Annotated in this window: 23 protein-coding genes and 1 tRNA gene; 7 read left to right on the top strand and 17 right to left on the bottom strand. The window is 60.6% G+C overall.

The features are described 5' to 3' along the window. Positions 1–98: 98 nt before the first annotated feature. The 3 genes from HCK86_RS02490 to htpX form a co-directional block, all read right to left on the bottom strand. Positions 99–1,787 (bottom strand): heparinase II/III family protein, encoded by a 1,689-nt coding sequence (locus HCK86_RS02490; RefSeq protein ID WP_246739415.1) that lies wholly within the window; start codon positions 1,785–1,787, stop codon positions 99–101. 106 nt (positions 1,788–1,893) lie between these two features. Continuing rightward, positions 1,894–3,198 carry an RsmB/NOP family class I SAM-dependent RNA methyltransferase gene (locus HCK86_RS02485; protein ID WP_210259801.1) on the bottom strand — a complete coding sequence of 435 codons (1,305 nt, stop codon included), beginning with the start codon at positions 3,196–3,198 and terminating at the stop codon, positions 1,894–1,896. A 71-nt stretch (positions 3,199–3,269) separates the two neighbouring features. Continuing rightward, positions 3,270–4,277, bottom strand: a complete 1,008-nt coding sequence (gene htpX / locus HCK86_RS02480; protein WP_176082869.1) for a zinc metalloprotease HtpX — start codon at positions 4,275–4,277, stop codon at positions 3,270–3,272. Between the two features lie 233 nt (positions 4,278–4,510). Here htpX and HCK86_RS02475 point away from each other — a divergent pair, with 233 nt between their 5' ends. Both HCK86_RS02475 and HCK86_RS02470 read left to right on the top strand, forming a co-directional pair. Beyond that, a complete protein-coding gene (locus tag HCK86_RS02475) occupies positions 4,511–4,708 on the top strand; it encodes a DUF1674 domain-containing protein (protein WP_176082964.1) in 198 nt (65 codons plus the stop codon). A 78-nt stretch (positions 4,709–4,786) separates the two neighbouring features. Continuing rightward, positions 4,787–5,242, top strand: a complete 456-nt coding sequence (locus HCK86_RS02470; protein ID WP_176082868.1) for a thermonuclease family protein — start codon at positions 4,787–4,789, stop codon at positions 5,240–5,242. Positions 5,243–5,316: 74 nt separating this feature from the next. Here HCK86_RS02470 and yicI read toward each other — a convergent pair whose 3' ends face one another. From yicI to HCK86_RS02445, 5 genes are all read right to left on the bottom strand, one after another. Beyond that, positions 5,317–7,638, bottom strand: a complete 2,322-nt coding sequence (yicI, locus tag HCK86_RS02465) for an alpha-xylosidase (protein ID WP_176082867.1) — start codon at positions 7,636–7,638, stop codon at positions 5,317–5,319. A gap of 82 nt (positions 7,639–7,720) precedes the next feature. After that, positions 7,721–8,788: an ABC transporter ATP-binding protein gene (locus HCK86_RS02460; RefSeq protein WP_176082866.1), complete on the bottom strand. Its 1,068-nt coding sequence runs from the start codon at positions 8,786–8,788 to the stop codon at positions 7,721–7,723. Further along, the gene (locus tag HCK86_RS02455; RefSeq protein ID WP_176082865.1) at positions 8,785–9,615 is read right to left on the bottom strand and encodes a carbohydrate ABC transporter permease; all 831 of its coding nucleotides are present in this window, start codon (positions 9,613–9,615) and stop codon (positions 8,785–8,787) included. The genes HCK86_RS02460 and HCK86_RS02455 overlap by 4 nt, the downstream gene beginning before the upstream one ends. Further along, positions 9,612–10,514 (bottom strand): sugar ABC transporter permease, encoded by a 903-nt coding sequence (locus HCK86_RS02450; protein WP_176082864.1) that lies wholly within the window; start codon positions 10,512–10,514, stop codon positions 9,612–9,614. Before HCK86_RS02450 ends, HCK86_RS02455 begins: the two co-directional genes overlap by 4 nt. Positions 10,515–10,616: 102 nt before the next feature. Beyond that, positions 10,617–11,840 (bottom strand): sugar ABC transporter substrate-binding protein, encoded by a 1,224-nt coding sequence (locus tag HCK86_RS02445; RefSeq protein WP_176082863.1) that lies wholly within the window; start codon positions 11,838–11,840, stop codon positions 10,617–10,619. Between the two features lie 212 nt (positions 11,841–12,052). Here HCK86_RS02445 and HCK86_RS02440 point away from each other — a divergent pair, with 212 nt between their 5' ends. Continuing rightward, the gene (locus tag HCK86_RS02440) at positions 12,053–13,093 is read left to right on the top strand and encodes a LacI family DNA-binding transcriptional regulator (protein WP_176082862.1); all 1,041 of its coding nucleotides are present in this window, start codon (positions 12,053–12,055) and stop codon (positions 13,091–13,093) included. A gap of 17 nt (positions 13,094–13,110) precedes the next feature. Here HCK86_RS02440 and HCK86_RS02435 read toward each other — a convergent pair whose 3' ends face one another. Continuing rightward, complete coding sequence (locus tag HCK86_RS02435; RefSeq protein WP_176082861.1) at positions 13,111–13,653, bottom strand: gluconokinase; 543 nt, start codon at positions 13,651–13,653, stop codon at positions 13,111–13,113. 47 nt (positions 13,654–13,700) lie between these two features. Here HCK86_RS02435 and HCK86_RS02430 point away from each other — a divergent pair, with 47 nt between their 5' ends. After that, positions 13,701–13,856, top strand: a complete 156-nt coding sequence (locus HCK86_RS02430) for a hypothetical protein (protein WP_176082860.1) — start codon at positions 13,701–13,703, stop codon at positions 13,854–13,856. A gap of 14 nt (positions 13,857–13,870) precedes the next feature. On the opposite strand, the gene HCK86_RS02425 is transcribed toward HCK86_RS02430, so the two are convergent. Beyond that, positions 13,871–13,945: transfer RNA gene (locus HCK86_RS02425), tRNA-Val, on the bottom strand. Between the two features lie 95 nt (positions 13,946–14,040). Beyond that, the gene (locus tag HCK86_RS02420; RefSeq protein WP_141148985.1) at positions 14,041–14,403 is read right to left on the bottom strand and encodes a response regulator; all 363 of its coding nucleotides are present in this window, start codon (positions 14,401–14,403) and stop codon (positions 14,041–14,043) included. A 167-nt stretch (positions 14,404–14,570) separates the two neighbouring features. Between HCK86_RS02420 and HCK86_RS02415 the strand changes: the two genes are divergently transcribed. Together HCK86_RS02415 and hisN are read left to right on the top strand one after the other, a co-directional pair. Continuing rightward, entirely contained in the window at positions 14,571–15,476 is a 906-nt protein-coding gene (locus HCK86_RS02415; protein WP_176082859.1) for an N-formylglutamate amidohydrolase, read from the top strand. Between the two features lie 488 nt (positions 15,477–15,964). Next, complete coding sequence (gene hisN / locus HCK86_RS02410; RefSeq protein ID WP_176082858.1) at positions 15,965–16,738, top strand: histidinol-phosphatase; 774 nt, start codon at positions 15,965–15,967, stop codon at positions 16,736–16,738. Here hisN and HCK86_RS02405 read toward each other — a convergent pair. Further along, positions 16,728–17,642: an alpha/beta hydrolase gene (locus HCK86_RS02405; protein WP_176082857.1), complete on the bottom strand. Its 915-nt coding sequence runs from the start codon at positions 17,640–17,642 to the stop codon at positions 16,728–16,730. The genes hisN and HCK86_RS02405 overlap by 11 nt on opposite strands. A gap of 528 nt (positions 17,643–18,170) precedes the next feature. On the opposite strand from HCK86_RS02405, the gene HCK86_RS02400 reads away from it, so the two are divergent. Continuing rightward, positions 18,171–18,659: an Hsp20 family protein gene (locus HCK86_RS02400; protein ID WP_176082856.1), complete on the top strand. Its 489-nt coding sequence runs from the start codon at positions 18,171–18,173 to the stop codon at positions 18,657–18,659. Between the two features lie 41 nt (positions 18,660–18,700). Here HCK86_RS02400 and HCK86_RS02395 read toward each other — a convergent pair whose 3' ends face one another. From HCK86_RS02395 to HCK86_RS02375, 5 genes are all read right to left on the bottom strand, one after another. Continuing rightward, on the bottom strand, positions 18,701–19,291 hold the full coding sequence (locus HCK86_RS02395; RefSeq protein ID WP_176082855.1) for a DoxX family protein: 591 nt from the start codon (positions 19,289–19,291) through the stop codon (positions 18,701–18,703). After that, entirely contained in the window at positions 19,288–20,061 is a 774-nt protein-coding gene (locus tag HCK86_RS02390; RefSeq protein ID WP_176082854.1) for a DNA-binding domain-containing protein, read from the bottom strand. Before HCK86_RS02390 ends, HCK86_RS02395 begins: the two co-directional genes overlap by 4 nt. Beyond that, positions 20,054–20,935: a DUF692 domain-containing protein gene (locus tag HCK86_RS02385; protein ID WP_246739414.1), complete on the bottom strand. Its 882-nt coding sequence runs from the start codon at positions 20,933–20,935 to the stop codon at positions 20,054–20,056. Before HCK86_RS02385 ends, HCK86_RS02390 begins: the two co-directional genes overlap by 8 nt. A gap of 57 nt (positions 20,936–20,992) precedes the next feature. Beyond that, the gene (locus HCK86_RS02380) at positions 20,993–21,289 is read right to left on the bottom strand and encodes a DUF2282 domain-containing protein (RefSeq protein ID WP_176082852.1); all 297 of its coding nucleotides are present in this window, start codon (positions 21,287–21,289) and stop codon (positions 20,993–20,995) included. A 177-nt stretch (positions 21,290–21,466) separates the two neighbouring features. Then, positions 21,467–22,516 (bottom strand): low specificity L-threonine aldolase, encoded by a 1,050-nt coding sequence (locus HCK86_RS02375; RefSeq protein ID WP_176082851.1) that lies wholly within the window; start codon positions 22,514–22,516, stop codon positions 21,467–21,469. Between the last annotated feature and the right edge of the window lie 325 nt (positions 22,517–22,841).

Genomic DNA, 22,841 nt, shown 5'->3' with positions numbered 1-22,841 from the left:
GATCTGATCCCGGCAGCGGATATTCCACTGCCCGCCCGTCATCTTCCGGACATGGCGTTATCACGCCTTTGATGCTTTAGGAACCGCTTCTGCCAAATTCAGCTCTGTCTTTCGAAGGACCAGAGAATTTCAGACGAAATGCCGAGCCGGAAAGGCACCGCGATCTGTCGCGACGGGCGTGGTCCGGCAGAAGAGGCGAAGAAGACGTCGTCTTCAATGTCGGCAATCAGGCCCGGCGCGGCGAACAGGAAGCTCGTGCTATCGGGGGCCGTCAGCAGAATTTCGTCGTCGCTTTCCCGGGTAATCCAGATCGAGGGGTGGATGTGGAAGCGGGCGATGGCGATCGCCTGTTCGCCTTCCGGCGGGGGCCCGCCCGCCTTGCGGGTGAAGCTGTCGCGGCCGGTGATCCGTGCGCCATCCTGCGTCAGTGAAATGGAGCGGCGGCAGAACAGGCCGAAGCGGCCGAGATAGCCGTCATGGCGCATGCGCAGCTGGTCCTCGCCATCGGCATCCGTTTCGCGGGCAACATCCACGAGGCTGACGCCGCTGGTTGCGACAGGGCCAAGGAAATCGGAATGCGAAAAGCGCATCGACGAGGTGTTCTCCAGCGTCACTGCGGAATGGGCGGCTGTTGCACGCACCGCCGAACGGATTTCGGCACTGGCGAAATGCGGCAGGCCGGCATTGACGATGAAACGGCTGCTGCCTGCCGACATTTCAAATGCGGTGGCGCCGGCATGGGCGGTTTTCGACAATTCGGTCGAGAGCGGCCTGCCTGCATCGACGATCACCACGGTGGCACCGGCTTCGAGCCGGTGAAAACCGGTATGCGGCAGGGCCCGGAAGGGCTGACCGCCGCTCTCATCATAGCGCAGGATCGCCGAAAGCTCGGTCGCAAGCGTCGGCGTTGCGCCGTTGAACAGCGCCAGGTCGCCGTCGCGGTGGCGGAAGAAACGCAAGGCCGGGTAAATCCGGTCAATCGCGGGAACCAGGCGTTTGGGCAGTGGCAGGTTGAGATTGATATAGGTCTGGCGCAGCGGCAGAAGTTCAAACAGAAGCCTGAGCAAGACCTGTGGATTGCGCGATACATGGCCGCCATCGGCAAGGATCTGGCATTCGAGCTCGAAATCCAGCCGTCTGGCAGCGGCATTGCGGCGGGTCTCGGGAAGGTCGACACAGATCGAGGCCATGGCGAGAGCGATCGCCGTGTAAAGCCGTGTCTCACCGATCGGCATGGTGCGCCATTCGCTGCGCAGATGCTTTTCATGCCGGCCGATCGCTTTCAGGAAGCGACGGTAGAAACCGGTATCTGCGCCGCGCAGGATCACCGTTGAATGGGACAGAAATGCAATCAGACGCCGCGCCGTCACATCCGTTTCCCAGGCTGGCCCGGAGATGCGGCCGTGGTGGCGCAGGAAGCTCAGCACCATCTGGCGGGCATAGAGGCTGGTTTCCTCATCGCGGCGCGCGCGCAGCTGCCGGAGCCAGGAAAAGCTCAAAAGCGCCTCGGCAAAGGCCTCTGTCGGCGGATCGAGCTCGAAGGGCGAAACCCCTTCCGTTTCCAGAACGCCATCGGCAAGGGAGATCAGACCGGACAGAATATGGTCCGCCTCGATCGGGTCGGCGGCATGCAGATCTGTCGGGGCGACAAGCAGGCGGTTTGGCGACGTTCCACCAAGGCTGACCGATGTCAGCCTTCCGATGGCGCCGCGCCGCGTGGCCCGCAGCCATGTCTCGCGCGCGACAAGCCCAGCATAGCGCCATGTCTCGGCCAAGCCAGAAACCAATTGACCCATCCCTGATTATTATCGTTCTTATGCGGAACGCAAAGCGGTTCCGGAAAACCCCTTCTGGACTAAAGCAACCGTCCAAACAAGAGGTTAACAGATTATATCAGTTGCGGGTAAGGGCAACGGCATAAAAGCCGTCAAGCGCGCCTTCCGCTTCCTGTCCCGGCCGTGATGCAGGCGTGGTGCGGATGGCCCCGTCTGCATTGACAAGACCCTCGAGGCCGGCCAGGCCGTCGGCCGGAAAGGCAATCTGTACCGCACCTTCGGCGATGGCGCGGGCGGTGACATTTTCGCCTTCCCGCGGATCGAGCGAGCAGTTGGAAAAGATCAGCACGCCGCCGGGCCGGATCAGATTGAGTGCTGCCATGACCATGGTGAACTGCACGTCGGCCAGTTTTTCGATATCGGCGTCATCCTTTGTCCACAGCACATCCGGGTGGCGGCGGGTCGTGCCGGTGGATGAGCAGGGGGCATCGAGAAGGGCGCAGTCGAACAAGGCGTCCGGCCTGTAATCGAGCATGTCTGCGGCTTGCGTGACGGCGGACAGCTTCAGCCGGTCGAGATTTTCATTGAGTCGCTTCAGCCGGCTTTTCGAGCGTTCCAGCGCCGTCACATCACCGCCCTGCTGGATCAGCTGGGCTGTCTTGCCGCCGGGGGCGGCACAAAGATCAATCACGCGTTTTCCGGAGAGATCGCCGAACAGACGGGCGGGAATGGCCGCTGCTGCATCCTGAACCCACCATTCGCCATCTTCATAGCCAGGCAATTGCGGTACGGGAGCGGAAATCGTCGCCAGCCGGACGGTGCCGCCCGGAAGGACGGTGCCGCCGAGTTTTTCAGCCCAGCCTGCAGCATCCGACTTGACGGACAGATCGATGGTGGGCGGGGTCAGCTGTGCATTGGCGATAATGGCTGCGTCATTCTCGCCGTAAACCGTAACCAGCCGGTCGTAGAACCATTGCGGCATGGCCGGAACATCGGCGATGCGGGTCAGAATACGGTCCTTCTGCCGCGACAGGCGCCGCAGGACGGCATTGACGAGGCCGGCGAAGCGGCGGTTTCGCGGATCGGCGCCCGCCTGTTCCACGGCGATGTCGACGGCGGCGTGATCGGGTACATCGAGATAGAGGATCTGGGCCGCAGCGACACTCAGCACATGGGAAAGCGCGCGCGCGCCGGATGGCAGCGGGCGCTCCAGAAGCCCCTCAATGGCGACATCGATCTGCGGCTTGTGACGCAGTACCGTGTTGATGATCATGCGGGCGAGCGCACGATCCGGACCTGAAAGCGCCAGATAGGCGGCATTGCCATGATCGGCATCGAGCATGCCGTCAAGCGGCACCTTGCGGTCGAGAACGGCCGAAAGGATTTTCGATGCGGCAGCGCGAACGGCGTAGCCCGGCTTCAGTTCCGGCCTAGCATTTTCAGGAAGGGCACCCGCTTTGCGTCCGCCCTTGGCTTTTTTCGACTGTTCGGAACTCACGACCACGGCCCCTTGAACGGCGGTTCACCATCCTTGCCGCGTCCCGTCGGTGGGACAGAACGCGATGCGCGCGTTGCCCGTCCGGGCTCGACCATGGGCGAGGGCTCCGGCATTGATCCGCTGGAGGACATGGCGGTGGAAGACATGCCGGCAATGCCCATCTCCCGGGCCTGTTCGGTCAGTGCGGCGATGCGGTTTCCGGTATCGGGGTGGGTGGAGAAGAGATTGTCCCGGCCGCCGCCGGCCAGTGGATTGATGATGAACATATGGGCAGTTGCCGGATTGCGCTCGGCTTGCGGGTTATGGACCACGGCATTGCCATGGGCGATCTTCTGCAGCGCCGAGGCGAGCCAGAGCGGATTGCCGCAGATCTCGCCACCGCGCTTGTCGGCCGCATATTCGCGGGTGCGGCTGATCGCCATCTGCACGACGGCCGCCGCCATCGGTGCGACGATCATCGCCAGAAGCACGCCGACAAAGCCGAAGGGATTGTTGTTGTCGCGCCGCGCGCCGCCGAAGAAGAAGGCAAAATGGCCGAGCATGGAGATTGCACCGGCAAGCGTGGCGGTGATCGTCATGGTCAGCGTGTCGCGGTGCTGGACATGGGAAAGCTCATGCGCCATCACGCCGGCAAGCTCCTCGCGCGTCAGGATCTGCAAAATCCCGGTTGAGGCTGCTACAGCGGCGTTTTGCGGGTTTCTGCCGGTGGCAAAAGCGTTTGGCTGCGGGTTGTCGTAGAGATAGACCTTCGGCATCGGCAGGCCGGCGCGTTCTGTCAGCTCGGCGACCATGTTGTAGTATTCCGGTGCTGTCTGGGCATCGACCTCGCGGGCCGAATACATGCGAAGCACCATCTTGTCGGAGTTCCAGTAGGAGAAGACATTCATCCCGGCGGCGATGAGAAGCGCAATAAACATGCCGCTCTGTCCGCCGATCATATAGCCGATCGCCATGAAAAGGGCCGTCATGAAGGCCAGTAGCATGGCCGTTCGCACCAGATTCATCAAGGTCTCCGTGGTTCGCTTGCAGGACGGTTTACGCCGCGCGCTCGTTTGCTCTATATAGATGGTCTGCCAAGGCTGCCAGATCAATAATGTCGGGCCAGTCTTATCTGTTACCTTTCAGAAAGGTGCTTTCCATGCAGGAAAACGAGAAAGAGGCCGATCGGCGCGCTGCTGACGCCGATGTCGGGGCGCCTGATGTGGCAGCCCTTGCGGCACTGACGGCCGGCAACGACATGCCCGTCGCCGAGGAAACCTATGAGGAGCGCCGCAAACGCCTGCCGGACGCTGCCAAGCGGGCGCTCGCCGAAGCCGAGGAAAGGCGCGCTGCCGAGAATAAGGCGGCCAGTGCCAAGGAAGTCGGCGGACGCGGCGGTCTCGATCCTGCCCGGTTCGGCGACTGGGAAATCAAGGGCAGGGCAATTGATTTCTGATGGTGCAGGAAAATCTTAACCATGTTGGGAAATAAATCCCATTGACGCCGCGATTAAGCAAGGAATATATTCCTTGCCATGAAACGTCTGACTCTGATCCCTTTTCTGCTTTTTTCCGTCCTCACCACTGCGCGTGAGGGGACGGCGGCGCAGGATATCTATAGCGGTCCCGTAAGGGCCGAGGTGGTTCGTATCATTGATGGCGATACGATCCTCGTTCACGCGCGGCCCTGGCCGGGGCAGATTATCGAAACCTATGTGCGGCTGCGCGGCATTGATACGCCGGAGCTGCATTCCTCCTGTGCCGATGAGCGGCGGGCAGCCGGCGAGGCGCGCGATCTGGTTGCCTCGCTGGTTCATGACGGCGACGAGGTGGAGCTCGAGAAAATTTCCGGTGACAAATATTTCGGCCGTGTGGTCGCCGATGTCACGCTGACCGATCGCAGCGATCTGTCCACGACATTGCTGCGCGAAGGACTTGCCGTCAGCTATGACGGCGGCCGCAAGACCCCCTATCCCTGCCCCGGAAGCTGAATGACTGCATGCGACCGGACAATGGCAAAGGGGCGGGTATTCCCGCCCCTTTGTTGCATTCCTGTTGTCTGGGCTCAGAGCGTGATGACCGTATCGCCACGCCCTTCAAGGAGCGGGCCCTCTGGCTCTGCCGTTTGCGAAATGCCGGCGGCAACGGCGGCAACGGCGGCGATATTCTGCAGGCGGAGCCGCCACGGGCGGCTTCCGTCGCTGACTGTCACGCTCAGTGTCCTGTCCTTGCGGTCTATGGTGATGGACTGGGCAACTTCGCCACCTTCGGCATAGACCGTTGCTGTGGCGCTCCTGCCGTCCCCAAGGGCATAAAGCGCGAATGTCGCGCCTTCGGCATAGTCATAATCGGGCACGTCATCGCGGCCGCCCCAGATGATGAGGCTGTTCGGCCGGACAAAGAGCGGCAGGCTCATGAAGCTGTAGTGATCCAGCCGCCAGCTGCCGCCTTCGACGATCTCATTGGTGAGCAGGTGGGTCCATTGCCCCTTCGGCAAATAATATTCTGCATCGCCTGAATGATCGAGAACCGGGGCGACCAGCAGTTTTTCGCCGAGCATATACTGGCGATCAAGCGGATCGCAGGCCCTGTCTTCCGCAAATTCCAGCATCATGGCACGCATCACCGGCAGACCGGTTTTCGGTGCCTCGACGGCCGCCTCGTAGATCGTCGGCATCAGCGACAGCTTCAGCTTGGTGAAAAAGCGCAGGACGTCGACGGCCTCTTCATCATAGAGCCACGGCACGCGATAGGACTTCGAGCCATGCAGGCGCGAATGGCTCGACAGCAGCCCGAAGGCGCACCAGCGCTTGTAGACGTCGGCTTCAGCCGTTGCCTCGAAGCCGCCGATATCATGGCTCCAGAAGCCAAAGCCGCAAAGCCCGAGCGACAGGCCGCCACGCAGGGTTTCGGCCATGGATTCAAAGTCCGAATAGCAGTCGCCACCCCAGTGAACCGGGTACTGCTGACCACCGGCTGTCGCTGAGCGGGCAAACAGAACGGCCTCGCCCTTGCCCTTCACCTCTTCCAGGGCGTCGTAGACGCATTTGTTGTAGAGGTGGGTATAGTAATTATGCATCTCCTCCGGATCGGAGCCGTCGTGATAGGCGACCTCGACCGGGATGCGCTCGCCGAAGTCGGTCTTGAAGCAGTCGACCCCCTGCGCCACCAGCGCCTTGAGATAGGAGGCATACCAGTCGCAGGCGTCCGGGTTGGTGAAGTCGACGACGGCCTGCCCGGGCTGCCACATGTCCCACTGCCAGACCGAACCATCCGGACGCTTGAGCAGGTAACCGTGTTCCTTGCCTTCGTCGAACAGGCGCGAGCGCTGGGCGATATAGGGGTTGATCCAGGCACAGATGTGCAGGCCGCGTGCCTTGTAGCGGGTCAGCATGTCTTCCGGATCGGGGAAGGTCTCCGGATCCCATTCGAAATCGCACCAGTGCAGGCCGCGCATCCAGAAGCAGTCAAAATGGAACACATGCAGCGGAATATCGCGTTCCTTCATGCCATCGAGGAAACTGGTGACGGTTGCCTCGTCATATTCGGTGGTGAAGGATGTCGTGAGCCACAGACCGAACGACCATTGCTTCGGCAGTGCCGGGCGGCCGGTGAGCCGGGTATAGCGATCAATCACGGCCTTCGGGTCCGGGCCGTCGATCATGAAATATTCCAGCGTCTCGCCCGGCACGGAAAACTGGGCTTTCGACACCTTCTCCGATCCGATTTCGAATTCGACCCGGCCCGGGTGATTGACGAAAACGCCCCAACCGCGATTGGTGAGGAAGAAGGGGATATTCTTGTAGGCCTGCTCGGTGTTGGCACCGCCATCGCGGTTCCACATCTCGACGCTTTGTCCGTTCTTGACGAAGTTGGTGAAACGCTCGCCGAGCCCGTAAACCAGGCCGCCGACGCCGAGTTCAAGCCGCTCGAACAGATATTTCCGGTCATTGTCGTCACGATCAACGGCATAGCCGCCGGCCTTGTAGTCACTGCCGGAAATGACCTTGCCGTCACGCAGGAAATCAAGCCGCCACGGCCCCTTCGTCGCAATCCTGACCGTCAGATTGCCCGAGGTCAGGGATACGAAGGCATCGCCGATCTGAATGTCGGCGGCAAAGCCGTCGTCATGGCTCAGTTCGAATTTCGGGCTGCGATCGACGCCGCCGCGAAAATGCTCGGTGCGGACCCCGATCACGCCTTCCATCGGCGAAAAGAAACGCATGGTGAAGAGCCGTGCGTTGATCTGGGCGGCCCGTTCGACCAGCGGCCAGGCCGATGCATAAACGATGAGCGCACCATCGCGCGCCTCGGCCTCATAGAAGTCGACCGGATGCATCAGGTCGAGATTGTCTGGCACCTGCCAGTTGCCATCAGCAAATTTCATTGTCTCAGATCCTTGTGTTCTCTCCGGAACCGTGCGGCCATCCCCGTCGCAGCTGTTCCGGCTGTCCTCGTGGCCGGCGGCGTCAGAGCCTGACGCCGGTTTCCTGGTCAAAGAGGTGAATGCGTTCAGGGGCGATCCTCAGCCCGAGCGTTGCACCGGGCGTGACGCTCTCGCGGTCGTTGATGACAACGGCGATTTCCGGGTCGCTGTCGGTGAACAGATAGGTGGTCGCGCCGGTCGCTTCGGCCAGCCGCAGGCGCAGTTTCAGCTGCGCTTCGCCCTCCGGCACCAACATCAGATGTTCGGGGCGCAGGCCCACCGTCACCGCCCGTCCGGGCTCAAGCCGGCCGGGATAGTCCAGCAGCTGTCCGCCGGCGATCTCAAGCATCAGCGTATGACCGTTCTCCGCGACCTTTGCCGGGATGAAATTCATCGCCGGTGAACCGACAAAGCCGGCAACGAAGCGGTTGACGGGATTGTCGTAAAGGTCGAGCGGCGCACCTTCCTGCTCGATTTCGCCAGCGCGCATCAGCACCACCTTGTCGGCCATGGTCATGGCCTCGATCTGGTCATGCGTGACATAGACGGAGGTTGCCTTCAGCCGGTCATGCAGGCCACGGATCTCCTTGCGCATGTGAACGCGCAGGGCCGCGTCAAGATTGGAGAGCGGCTCGTCGAATAAAAAGGCCTTGGGGTCACGGATGATGGCCCGGCTCATCGCCACACGCTGGCGCTGGCCGCCTGACAGTTCACGCGGATAGCGCGTCAGCAGATTGGAAAGCCCGGTGGTTTCCGCCACTTCGCGGGCCTTGGCCTGTGCATCCTTCTTCTTTGCACCATGCGTTCTGAGGCTGTAGGTGAGGTTCTCCTCGACCGTCATATGCGGATAGAGGGCATAGGACTGGAATACCATGGCAATGTCGCGGCGGCGGGGCGGGGCCTCGTTCATCCGGTCACCGGCAATGCGGATCTCGCCATGGCTGATCTTTTCAAGCCCGGCCAGCGAGCGCAGCAGCGTGGACTTGCCGCAGCCTGACGGGCCGACGAGCGCGACGAAGGAGCCCTTCTCAATGCTGAGATTGATGTTCTTGAGGGCGTGGTAGCGGCCATAATATTTCTCGACCGCGTCAAATTCGATCTGGGCTGTCATTTCAAAGCTCCCGAGGTCAGGCCGGAGACGATTCTGCGTTGCAGAAGGACGAAGACGGCGAGAATGGGCGTCACATAGATCGAGGAATAGGCCATGATCTTGTCCCACTCGACCGTGTTCGGTCCCATGAAGGTGTTCAGGCCGACACTGGCCGGCTGGTAGATGGCGTCGGCAATGAAGGTCTTGGAATAGACGAATTCGCCGAAGGCCTGCATGTAGATGAGAATGCCGCTGACCAGGATGCCGTTGCGCGCAAGCGGCAGGACAATGTGGAAGAAGGCGCCGATCCGCGAATTGCCGTCGACAAGCGCCGCTTCCTCAAGTTCCATCGGCACGCTCATGAAGGTGGCACGCACCAGCACCACGAAGAAGGGCATGCTCTTTGCAGTGATGCCGAGCACGGTGGCAAAACGGGGATAGTCGAGGATACCGAGCTGCGAGAAGCCGACGAAGATCGGCGTCACCATCAGCGATGGCGGCAGCACCTGAAGCATCAGGATCAGGAACAGGCCGATATCGATCCAGGGATTGCGATAGCGGGCCAGGACATAGGCGGCGCCCGAACCGAGGATGGCGATCAGCACCACCGACCATGTGGCGATATAGAACGAATTCCAGAGGTAGCGCCCCATGCCGCGGCTGACCCAGACATCGGCGAAATTGTGCCATTGTGCCACAGTCGGGATGAAGATCGGCGGAGAGGCAAAGGCTTCCGACGACGTCTTGATCGCTGTGACATACATCCAGTAGAGCGGGAAGAGATAGATGACTGCAAGCAGCAGGGCGCAGACGATCAGGACGGTGTTGCGAAGGGTGGTATTGGTCATCCCCGAACCTCCTGGCGCGTCGAGCGGACATAGTAGACGGCCGCCGCGATCACGATCACGATCATCATGACGGAAACGGTTGCACCGCCAGCGAAATCAAACTCCTGGAACGACAGCTGCCAGGCCCAGTACTGGGCGACGTTGGACGCATTGTTCGGCCCGCCATCGGTGATCGAGGCGAACAGGTCGAACTGCTGCAGCGTGAAGATCAGCCCCAGCGACAACAGCGCGCCAATGGTTGCCCGCATCATCGGCAAGGTGATGGTGTAGAAGCGCCGGAACGGGCCCGCGCCGTCGAGGGCTGCGGCCTCATAGAGGTCCTTGGGAATACCGGCAAGGCCGACCGAGAGCAGGATCATGTTGAAGGAGGTGCCGAGCCAGACATTGGCAACGACCACGCTCCAGAGGGCAAAATCCGGATTGGAGCGCCAGAAAATCGCCTGATCGATGATGCCGAGCTGCATCAGGAAATAGTTGATGACCCCGAAATCGCCCGACAGCAGCCAGTTCCAGATGGCACCGGCAACAAGCCCGGGCATGACCCAGGACACGAGGAACAGTCCACGCAGATAGGTGGAGCCTGGAAAACGCTGCTGGAAGAAGATCGCGAGCCCGAGCCCGAGCAGAAACTGGCCGGCGATCGAGCCGACCACGAAGATCAGCGTATTGCCGAAGATCGGCCAGGTCTGGGGATCCGACAGGATCCGCTTGTAATTGTCGAGCCCGACGAAGGGGCGGATGAGCTGACCCAGGCTGAACATGTCAACATCCTGGAAACTCATCAAAATATTGTAGAGAATGGCGCTGCCGGAGATGGCGATCAGAAAGATCAGCGGAATGCCGATCAGTATGAGGTCGAATCCGCGCCCGTCCCACAATGTCGATAGTCGGTTGCGCATGGCGGTGAAACTCCTAGGGGCCGAGGGCAATACCGGTCCGTTCCCGCACCCCTTCAGGGGTACGGGTTTGCATCAAGGTGGACATCTTGTGCCCGTCTGAGATCAGTTGACGACTTTGTCGATCTTGGCCTGGGCCTGATCAAGCGCGGCCTGCGGTGTCTCTGCACCGGTCAGGGCCTGCTGCAGCGCATCCTGGATGGCCTTTGAAATGGCCGGCCATTCCGGCGACGGGCCGCGCGGCTTTGCATATTTCAGCTGCTCCTGGAAGGTCGCCAGCGCTTCATCCATGTTTGGATTGCCGGTGGAGGGAATATCGACGTTCTCTTCCGGCGGCAGCTGGCCGTAACGCTGGAACATTTCCGGGTCCTGAGAGGCGATATATTCCAGAACCTTGAAGGCTTCCTTCGGGTGCTTGGTCGATTTGAACATCACCCAGTTATAGTCGCCCATGGCTGAGGACCGTTCGGCACCTTCTTCGGGAACCGGCAGAAGGGCGACCTTCCAGTCAAACTTGGCCTCTTTCGACATGCGGTCCAGCTCCCAGGGGCCGGAAATCGACATGGCGGCATTGCCGCTGATGAAGGTGGAGGTCGAATCCCACTGGCTGCGCGAAATGGTGTCGGGTGAGGCGAGGCCTTCGTCAAGGATGGTCTTCCAGACGGTCAGCGCCTTTACGCCGCCTTCGCCATTGACCTTCTGCCAGCTGCCGCCGGCCATCTGCACCCAGGGCAGGAACTGGAACGTGCCTTCTTCCGTGGCCTCGGCAGAAAAGGCCAGACCGTAGACACCCTTGTCCTTGTCGGTCAGCTTGCGGGCGTCGTCGACCAGTTCATCCCAGGTCTTCGGCGGCTCGGCAATGCCGGCGGCTTTGAACATGTCCTCGTTATAGTAGAGCGCAATCGTGTTGGTCGATTTCGGCACGCCATAAAGCTTTCCGTCCCACGTCGCCGAGGCAACCGGTCCGGGATAATAGTCGTCGATATGGATGACGTCGGAGCCCTTCACCATGTCGGTCATGTCGTAGAGTGCGCCCTTGGAGGCCATCAGTGCATTGAAGGGCACATCAACAGCGTAGATATCGGGCGCCTTGCCGACGGCATAGGCACGCATCACGTCGCTCAACAGGTCGGAGAACTGCAGCTGACGGTATTCGACATGGATGTCGCTCTGGCTCTTGTTGAAGTCATCGACAATCTGCGGCGCCGGCTGGCCGGTGCGATCGACAGCCCAGAGCTGGATGTTGACGGGATCGGCAAAGGCCGGTGCGGCAACCGAAAGGCTGGCCAGGGCTACCGTGGTAAGGGCAATCTTGTGGAAATGCGTCATGAAGTCCTCCCGAAACTTCGATGTCAGAATTGATGGCTCGTCGGCGCAGGCTCGGGCGATTCTCCCAGTTCGCGGCCTGATTGCTTTCAAGGCAATTTCGGCTCTTCACGTTGGAAAATGCTCGTAACGGGCGCCGTAAACGTTTACGACGATAGACCTGCAGAATGCGAAGTGTCAATAGATGTACGTCACTCACGGGAGGAAAACGTGAAATGAAAGGGATTCGCCAGCTCGCTGAGCATCTCGAAATCTCGATCGGGACGGTGTCGCGGGCCCTGAACGGAAAGGCGGATGTCAATCCCGAAACGCGGCGCCGGGTGCTGGAAGCGGCAGAGCGGCTCGGCTATGTGCCCAACCAGGCCGGCCGAAGCCTGCGGCAGGGCGCGAGCCGGACGGTCGGGCTGATCCTGGAGCAGGATTCGGCGGTCGGTTCAGCGTCGGAGAATTTCTTTCCGCGCGTTATCAGTGGTCTGCAGGCGGTGCTGGCTCGCCATGGCCTTGATCTGATCCTGCTGCTCTGTCCGCGTGATGAGGCGCAGGATGCCTATCTGAAGCGCATGGTTGCGCGCCGGATTGTCGATGCGGTGATCATTTCGGCAACACGGGTTGTCGATCCGCGCTTTGCCTTTCTCAAGCGGGCCGGCATGCCCTTTGTCGCGCTCGGGCGCAGCCAGTCGGCCGGAGCCGATGCGCGTTGGATTGATCTCGATTTCGAGGGCATTGCTGAACAGGCGGTCGAGCGGCTTTATGATCGCGGCCATCGCCGGATCGCGGTTGCTGTTCCCGATACCGAGGTCAATCTCTGCCAGCTGTTCCTCAATGGCTACCGCCGTGGCCTTGCTGCACGCGGTCTCGCCTTCGATCCGGAGCTGGTCTTCCGGGCCCCGGGGCAGGAAAGTGGCGGCTATGCGGTGGCAAGCCGCATCCTTGCGCTGGAGCCGCGGCCGACCGCCATCATTCTCAATGCCGAGATGATGTCGGTCGGGCTTTATCGGCGGCTCGGCGAGGAAGGGCTTGTGCCGGGCAGGGATCTGGCCATCATCGCCGAACGCGAAAGCCCGGTCGGCCGCTTTCTGCTGCCGCGGGTCACCTGCTTCGGCCTGGATGCCGAGGCCGTGGGGACGCGGCTTGGCGAAAGCTTGCTGTCGACCCTGCCGGCCTTTGCCGAGGAATATGCCGGAACGGCGCCGCAGATCGTTTGGCCGATGGAGCTTGTCGAAGGTGAAAGCGATCCGCCGTCTGTCGGCGCTTGAGCGTTGCGGCTTGGCGCTCAGGTGAAGCGCAGTGCCGAAAGTTGCTGCAGTGCGGCCGCGCAGATCTCTTCCGGTGTGCCAGCGATCGGCACGGCAACGACGCCGGTTTCGCCCGTTGGCACTTCCAGCGTTGCGATCTGGCTTTTCAGCAGCGACAAGGGCATGAAATGGCCTTCGCGCCGGCTCATGCGGGCGGCAAGGACATCCTCCGTGCCCTCGAGATAGACAAAGGCGAGTGGTCCGCCGGTGGCCTTACGCAACCGGTCGCGATAGGCTCTTTTCAGGGCCGAGCAACTGACGATGACTGGCGTGCCGCTGGCAACCGCTTCACTGAGGACGGCACCGATTTTGTCCAGCCAGGGCCAGCGGTCATCGTCGTCAAGCGGAATGCCCTTGCGCATCTTCTCGATATTGGCACGCGGGTGCAGGGCATCCCCCTCGATGAAACGGGCGCCGATCCGCGCCGCCAGCAGCGCGGCGGTTGAAGATTTGCCGCAGCCGCTGACACCCATCACGATGATCGCGTCAGCCGCCATACCGTCGATTTCAACTTCGTCCATGATCACGCCTCTTCCTGTTTTCGTCTAAATCTCAGCAGGGGCACCGAATGGTGATGTCAGCGATTTTCTGGGGCTGTGCAGGCAGGAGAATTACTGCCAATTGCGCTGCCGTCAACTGTTCTGCCGGCAATGCCGGCGGCGTATCCGGTCTTTACGAAGCTGAAAAGCAAAAAGGCTCTCGTTTTTCCCGAAAGCCTTTTTGAAACAAAGAATTGGATGGTGGGCGTGACAAGGATCGAACTTGTGACCCCTACGATGTCAACGTAGTGCTCTCCCGCTGAGCTACACGCCCATCCGTGGCGCGGTGTATTTCAAAATCTGGCCGCCGCGTCAATAGCTTTTTGAAGCTTTTTTGTCGGTGGCCGATATTACAGGCAAAAGCGCCGTTCAGGCCGCCAGAACTTTTTCCACTTCGTCAACCAGATCGCGCAGATGGAAGGGCTTGGACAGCACCTTTGCGTCGCGCGGGGCCTGCGAATCGGCATTGAGCGCGACAGCGGCAAAGCCGGTGATGAAGATCACCCTGAGGTCCGGGTCGAGTTCGGTCGCACGGCGTGCCAGTTCGATCCCGTCCATCTCTGGCATGACGATATCGGTCAGCAGCAGCGAGAAGGGTTCTTCGCGCAGCCGGTCATAGGCGCTGGCGCCGTTATCGAACGATGCGACCTGATAGCCCGCCCGTTCCAGCGCCTTGACCAGAAAGCGGCGCATATCATTGTCATCTTCGGCAAGAAGGATCTTGAGTACCATTGAGCTTAACCATCCCCGGAATACCGGCATTTATCCCAGCCCCCTTGATAGGCCTGGCCGGGTAAACAAGCGGTGAAGACGTCGCCTCATCCTGCATCAGTGCAGGGCTTGGCAGCGTCGAATCGACCGCTTAAGATTTCATGCCGAAAACAGCGACAGAAGGCAACATGAACGACGACAATGAGGGGGGCGATGCCCCTGTGGGTGAAACTTTATATTTCGAGGTGATCCGGCCGGAGGTGCAGACCGTGCCGCTGGTCTTCAACTCGCCGCATTCGGGCCGCGTCTATCCGCCGGCCTTTCTGGCCGCCGCGCGTCTTGATGCGCATGAGGTGCGCCGATCGGAGGATGTCTTCGTTGACGAGCTCTTCGCAGCGGCACCGGCCTGTGGGGCGCCGTTGCAGCGCGCCTTCTTTCCGCGCGCCTTCCTCGATGTGAACCGGGAGCCTTACGAGCTCGATCCGCGCATGTTTGATGGCGATCTGCCGGCTCATGCCAATACGACATCGGTGCGCGTTGCCGCGGGTCTTGGCACCATTCCGCGCATTGTTGCGGAAAATATGGATATCTATGAAGACCGTCTGCCGGCGGAAGAGGCTGCATTTCGCATCGACAATATCTACAAGCCCTATCATGCCAGCCTGAAGACATTGCTGCGCGAGACAAAACGCGATTTTGGTCATGCCATTCTGGTCGATTGTCATTCCATGCCCGGTTCGGTGTCGGCCGGCAGCTATCGGCGTAAGCCGGATATCATCATCGGCGACCGGTTTGGCACCAGCGCATCGCGCGCACTATCCTATGCGGCGGTATCGATCTTCGAGCGGATGGGCTTTTCAACCGTCTACAACAAGCCCTATGCCGGCGGCTTCATCACCGAATATTACGGGCGGCCCGCCAATGACGTGCATGCCCTTCAGGTCGAGGTGTCACGAAGGCTTTATGTCGATGAGGAAACGCTTCAGCGCCGGCCGGAATTTCCTGCGCTGAAACAGGCGCTGACCCTCTTTATTGCCGAGTTCGCGCTGCAGGCCGCCGAAATTCTCGGCGCGCCGCGTCTCGCTGCCGAATAACGGGCCCTATTGCCGGTCATGTTTCGAAAAAAAACCGCGCCTCGGGCGCGGTTAAGTCTAGGGAGGAAACACCCAAGGAGGGTATTCACAGTCGAAAGACTGTAAGTTCACAATACTGTCGCCTTACAATAATGTCAAGCTTGGCTGCCTGAAATTTACGCAAAGGGCAATAGTGCTCAAAAAATAGCCTTTCTGCCGTTTCTTTGATCGGCGCAAGCCGCATTGTCGCTCGCGACAGCGGGTGAGGTTGATCTGTCTGGAAAGATCCTGTGATCGGCTGGAGCCTGCGGCAAAAATAACGCTTAGCGCGACGATCTGATTCCATCGGATCAAAAAGCTCTCTGGAGCGCCGTGCATCCTTTTGGACGCAGCAGGAAGCTCTATCTTATTGAATCTACGCATCGTTCTTTTCGAAAATCGATTCCGGTTTTCGAGCCGATGCGCTAGGATGGGCATGACCGCCGAATATTTCTGCAAGGACCCTTTTGATGTTTCCCGATCGTGATTTCTTTTTCCGCCTGGCTGACGCCGCCAGAGCTGAGACCCTTCCGCGTTTTCGCAGCCGGCTCAGCATCGACAACAAGGAGAAGGGCGGGTTCGATCCGGTGACCGAGGGCGATCGCGCAGCGGAAGCAGCCATCCGGGCATTGATTTCCGAAGTCTTTCCCGATCACGGCATATTGGGGGAGGAGCATGGCAATGTCGGCCTTGATCGCGAATATGTCTGGGTCATCGACCCGATTGACGGAACGCGCGCCTTCATCTCCGGGCTGCCGGTCTGGGGAACGCTGATCGGGCTCTATCGCAATGGCCGCGCCTTCATGGGGCTGATGGATCAGCCTTTCACCGGCGAGCGCTTTTTTGCTGACGGCGAGATGACGCATTATGCCGGGCCCGGCGGCGATGTGACCCTCAAGACGCGCGATTGCGGCGGGCTTGCCAATGCCACGCTTTTCACCACCTCTCCGCGGATCATGGAGGCTCGGGCGCTGGAGCGTTATAACCGGCTTGAGAACGAGGTCCGGCTCGCCCGCTACGGGACGGATTGCTATGCCTTTGCCATGGTCGCGGCCGGACATGTGGACCTGGCTGTCGAGAGTGGCCTGAAACCCTATGATATTGCAGCGCTTATTCCGCTGATCGAGCAGGCTGGCGGTGTCATCACCAGCTGGAGCGGCGGCCGGCCGGAACAGGGTGGTGATATCGTCGCCGCCGGAAGTGCCGGCCTGCATGCAGAAGCGCTGGCAATTCTCAACGGTTGAGATTTTCACCAAGAAAATCAACGATGGCGGTTATTGCCTTTGCCCGCAACGGATCTCTCTCCTGCAGGATTTCATGGCCCGCTCCGGGAATTTCCACCAGCCGGCATGTCTTGATCTGTCTGGCAATGCGTCGCTGGGTGGCGGGCGGGATGATCGTGTCGCGCCCGGCCGACAGCAAGAGCACAGGCAACTCGATCCGGGACAGCGCATGCGGACGGGTGATGCGGGCGATCTGCCCCAGTGCCTCGGCAACCCAGCCGAAGGTCGGGGCACCGAGAATGTAATTCGTGCCGCGGGCCGCCTCCATATTGCGCTGATAGCGGTCTTGGTCCGAGGTCAGCGATTGCTGGGCAAAGCCGGGCGGTTCTTCATGGCGGCCGACGGGGCGTGCGGCAAAGCCGATCATCGCCAGTGCGCGGGCAATCGGACGCAGCGCAGCCGCCGGCAGCTGTCGCCCGGCCAGGCCGGTAAAGGGCGCACAAAGGATCAGTCCGGCAAGTTTATGCTGCAATTGTGCGGCTGCTGAAAGTGCTATCAACCCGCCAAGCGAATGGCCCATGAGGAAGAAGGGCGCCGGCAGGCCGGCCTTTCGCACCTGATCGATGAAAGCCTTAAGATCTTCCGTATAGTCGCTGAAGCGGTTGACATGCCCGGCGCGCTGATCGGCCGTGATGCGTGTCGAGCCGCCCTGGCCGCGCAGATCAAGCACGGCACAGGCATAGCCGGCCTGGCCAAGATCAGCAGCGGTCTCGTGGTACTTCTCGATATATTCGGAGCGTCCGGTGACAATCAGGACCGTTGCCGATGCGGCGGGCGCGGGAAAGAGGCCAAAGCGCAGCCGGATCCCGTCCGGGCGGGAAAGCCAATTCGTCTCGTGGCCCCTGGGGGCGTGATTCTGGAGCATGTGATTCTGGGGCGTGTGATCTTGCAATGGCAATGCCGACAAAGTCTGAAACGGGTCACCGGCATCAAGAATGCCTGAACGGGCATATAGTCGCTGCGCCAGCTGTTTCAATCGATCATGACGAGGATCAGAAAAGAACCGGAACCGTCCGCTTATACAGGGGTAGAAGCGGGAGGTTCCGGTCAAGAAGATCGCCAATACTGGGTCAAGAGTATTGACGATGCCGGGACGGGTGCGCCGTAATCCCGGCCAGAAAGAGATGCAACAGATAAGCTGAACGCAACGACAACAGGCTATTCAGATCCGGTTCATAAACGCCAAACCGTTTTGGAAATGCCTTGATCATCAGATGCTGTTCGATCCCCCGCTCCTCTTGTCCGAGCGCAATTGTAGCCTCTTGAAATGGTTTGAGGCAATACCCAACTTTTCGATACGCGGATGCCGAATGGGTTCGCATCCGCCACCGGTCGTTGCCGCTTACGGGACACCGGTTGGTTAACATCGCAAAGTCGCTCAAAGGAGGACATCATGCGTAACGTTGATTTTTCGCCGCTCTATCGTTCCACGGTTGGTTTCGATCGCCTGTTCAATCTTCTGGACACGATGGGCCAGCCCGACCAGTCGCCTGCCTACCCCCCCTACAATATCGAACGCACCGGTGAGAATGCCTATCGCATCTCCATGGCCGTTGCCGGTTTCGGTGAAAACGAGCTTTCGATCGAAGCCCATGCCAATGTGCTGACGGTCAAGGGTGAAAAGCTCGAGGAAGAGGATGAAGGCAGCGAATATCTCTATCGCGGCATTGCCAAGCGCGCATTCGAGCGCCGCTTCCAGCTTGCCGATCACATGGAAGTGCGTGGCGCCTCACTGAAGAATGGCCTGCTGCATGTGGAATTGCTCCGCAATATTCCCGAAGCCATGAAACCGCGCCGTATCGCCATTGAGACGAGCGCCGGCGAAGGGATGAAGACCATTCCGGCCGAAGTGAAACGCGAAGAGGCCATGACGGCCGCCTGATAAGGCCATCCTGCCCTGCAGATTTTTGTGACGGCGCCCGTTCAGGGCGCCGTCTTCGTTGGTCGATGCACATGGCACAATGTCGCCAGAAGCCGATCCAGCGACACGGCACCAGCACCATAAAAGGCGAGCTGCACCAGCGGGATGGTCCACAGGAGACGCTGATCCAGAATGACTGCATCCGGGAAGCGGTCGAAAAGCGCACCGATCGTCGCCGCATCGACCTGATGAACGGTGATGTCGACCAGGCTCATCACCGCGAGAAAGCAGATCATGCCGAGCGCTGCGATCCGGGTGAAAAGCCCGAACACGATCAGCAGCGGCAAAGTGATTTCCGCATAGGTGCCGAGCAGGACGATCATCCCCCAGGGAAAGGGGCCAATCTGAGACAGATCGCCGCCGGCAGCGTCAACGGCGGGCAAGGCGATCTGGTACCAGGCCGATGCACGGATATGAAAGAAGCCGAAAAATCCGGGCTCCACCTTGGTGCGGAACGCGCTGATGAAGAAAGGCAGCAGCACGGCTGCAAAAACGAAGCGCGCGAAAAGCCCGGGAAGCCAGTCCTTCAGTCTCCTGTCAGACCATGCCACCGCACAGTTGTGCAGGCGTCTCAGAAGGTGGATCGCTGTCATGAGTGCATCTCCTGCGCGATGGCGGCAAAGGCGCCGGATGAAAGCATCACCGAGAAGCCGGCTGACGGTGCGAAGTCCGGGTCGAATTCCAGGGCCGCATCGAGGGCTTCGGCAAGGGGGCAGCGATTGAGAAGCGCGGTGACAAAAGGAATGGCGCCGCCTTCCAGTATGTCCAGTTCCACATCAAAGGCCGGGCGCGTTACCAGCACCGTTTGCCGCGGTGACGGGTCAAAGCCATCCAGACCGGTGCCGCTTCTGAAGCGTTTGACAATGGTTGCCGCCGAAGAGGAAAGGGAGATAAGGGCAGCAGCCGGGTGCGCGGCAAGCCGCAGGGCGCCAAGCTTTTCAGGGGGGATTGCCGTGAGGGTCTCTGCAGCAAGTGTCTGGCAATCCGCGGCGTGAAAGGCCGTCAGCACCGCACGTTCGACCCGGGCGACATCGGCGAGAAAGAACAAGGTTTGCGAAAGCGGACTGTGCTGGAGAAAGTCCGGGAAATCATGGCCGTATTCCGCCAGAACGGGTGAGGCCGGCGGGCTTTTGCGGATGAAGTCGCGCGCCAGTGTCGCAAATGTCGTGCTGCCGACAAGATCTGCGGTGGCCGGGAAAATGGCGCGCAGCGCCTCGGTCAGGCCGACGGTTACATTGTTGCGGTAGACGGCAAGGCGCGTGGCTGCAGCACCGCTGAACGGGTGGCGGATCGTGTCCGGCGCCACAGCTTCGGGGTCGAGCAGGGCGGTGGCAAAGGATCCCGTGCGGTAAGGTTCACCCATGTCGCACCCCCAGAAGCAGACGGTTGCCTTCTTCATTCATGATGGTTTCGGCGCGGATTGCCTCGCGCATCAGCACCGGCCATTCGGGAATGGCGTTGTCCCATTCGATCAGTGTCGGCAGCGGACCGGTGCGGGCGATGACAAAGGCGTAGAGTGCCCAGACGGGGTCTGCGACCGGACGGTCATGGGCATCGATCAGCAGCCGGTGGCCGTCGTCATCGTCTTCTTCCGCATGGCCGGCAAGATGGATCTCGCCGATCCGCTCCAAGGGAAAGGTCTTCAGATAGGCAAGCGGGTCAAAGCCGGTATTGATGGCCGAGACATAGACATTATTGACATCCAGAAGCAGTCCGCAGCCGGACCTGCGGCTCACCGCTTCGAGGAATTCGGTCTCGCTGAGTGTCGAACTGTCGAAGACGAGGTAGCTTGAGGGGTTTTCAAGCAGGATCTGCCGGCCGAGGGCGGTCTGGATCTGATCGATATGGTCGACGACGCGATCGAGCGTCTCCCGGTTATAGGGCAGCGGCAACAGATCGTTGAAATAGGCACTTTCATGGGTGGACCAGGCCAGATGTTCGGATACCAGCCCGGGCTCATAGCGGCTGACGACCTGTTTCAGCCGTCCAAGATGGGCGGAATCGAGATCGCGCCCGCCGCCGATCGACATGCCGACGCCGTGAACCGAGAGCGGAAAATCCGCGCGCATGCGCGACAGGATCCGGTGCGGATGGCCACCGGCACCCATATAATTCTCCGCATGGACCTCGAGAAAGCCAATCCGGTGCTCGGCCGCAAGAATGGCGTCGGCATGGCTGGTCTTGAAACCGGCGCCGGCGCGGGCGGGAATGGTCGCATTGTCCTGAAAATTGGGCATGGTCACCTCCTGCACCATGCGCGGACCGGCGCGGGATGCTCCGGTCCGCGGCGGGGATCACATTTCGGGCAGGTCGCGCGTCAGCGGGGTGAGCGAGCCCATGCGTTCGCCCGGCAGCATCATCTTGGTGCAGGAGCCTTCGGCGACATATTTCCAGGAATTGCCCTGATAATCGACCTTGGACGTGCCGGCGCAGGTGGTGCCGGGGCCGGCGGCGCAATCATTCTGGCCGGCAAGGGCCACGCCATAGCATTTGGCATCGGCAGCGCTGGCCGGCGCCGTGGTGGCAAGGCCGGCAGCGGCAACCATCAGGGCACCGGCAAGGGCGGTCGCGGTCAGTTTCGTATCGGTCATGGTCTTCTCCTCGTTTTCGGCCCGTCGGGGGCCGTCCCTCAGGCATCTGCCTGCGAGGAGAAGTGTGGTGCGTTCGGCCTTCAACTGGAAATCAATGCCGCGGCACTCAGGGATCACGCCGGATGACGGAGCCGTCATCCGGCGAACACGGGCGTTCACCTGCACGTGAGCGTTGTGTCACTTCATGTAGGTCAGCACCTGGTCGACTTCCTGGCTGGTCGTGGCAAAGCTAGTCACCAGCCGGACCAGCATTTCGCCGGGTTTGACGAGGTCGGGCGTATCGACGGGAACCAGCCAGTCATGGAAGCGGGCGCCGGCGCCCCAGGCCTCCTGAACACTTTTTTCCGGCAAGATGACAAACACCTCGTTGGATTGGGTGTCCCAGGCCAGCCGTGCCGTTTTTGACGCTGTGATCGCGGTGCGCAGACGGTCGGCCATGGCGTTGGAATGGCGGGCGAGGTCGAGCCAGAGGTCATTTTCGAAATAGCCGTCAAACTGCGCCGAGATGAAACGCGTCTTGGAGAAAAGCTGGGCGGCGCGCTTGCGGATATAGGGCATTTCCCGGGCCTTTTCCGGATGCATGAAGACAATCGCCTCCGCGCACCAGCAGCCATTCTTGGTGCCGCCGAAGGAAAGAATGTCGACGCCGCGCTTCCAGGTCATTTCGGCCGGCGTGCAGCCGAGCGCGACCAGCGCATTGGCAAAGCGGGCGCCGTCCATGTGCAGTGGCAATTCATGGTGGCGGGCGATGTCGGCGACGGCATCAATCTCATCCAGACTGTAGACGGTGCCGATCTCGGTGGACTGGGTCAGCGACACCGCCATGGGCTGGCCGTGATGGATGAAGCCGGCCGGATAGCGGGCGATGGTCTTTTCCAGCGCCGTCGGATCGATCTTGCCATTGGCGCCGGAGACGGTCGCCAGCCGGCCCCCGGTGGTGAAATATTCCGGCGCGCCACCCTCGTCATTGGCGATGTGGGCCTCGCGGTGGCAGAACACCACCCCGCCGGGGCGGCCGATTGCAGACAGGGACAGCGAATTGGCCGCCGTGCCCGTGCCGACGAAAAAGACGGAAACCTCGCGTTCGAAAAGCGTGTTGAAACGGTCTTCAATGCGCCGGTCCAGCGTTGAAGTGCCATAGGCTGCGGCAAAGCCCGACTGTTCGCGATTGAGGGCTTCGCCGATGGCGGGGTGGGCGCCGGCCCAGTTGTCTGAGGCAAAATACATGATCGATCCTGACTTTATATTCTATGTCCGCTCGGGAGGGCGGCGGCACTATCGGCCAAGTCCTGATCGAAGAAAAGGGCTAATGCTTGGCGCGGCCTGAAGATCGGCCGCAGGCGGAATGATGCAGGAAATTGCGCTGGCGGCGGCTTTGGGCTGAATTTCGCGCATATTTGGCCGCAATTTTCTCACTCTGTCCCGCATGGGTGGTGTTTGCGCAAGAAAGTTGCTTGATCCGGTTATGTTTGGTAATTTACGCTCGCATCGGCGACAGAATGTTTACGATTTCACTTGCCATCATCAAAACTTTCTGGCATATCAAGCGGTG

Origin of the sequence: Martelella sp. HB161492 (assembly GCF_013184775.1) — a bacterium.
Lineage (GTDB): Bacteria > Pseudomonadota > Alphaproteobacteria > Rhizobiales > Rhizobiaceae > Martelella.
Note: the sequence above shows the minus strand (reverse complement) of the source record. Positions and strands in the feature narration are given on the sequence as shown.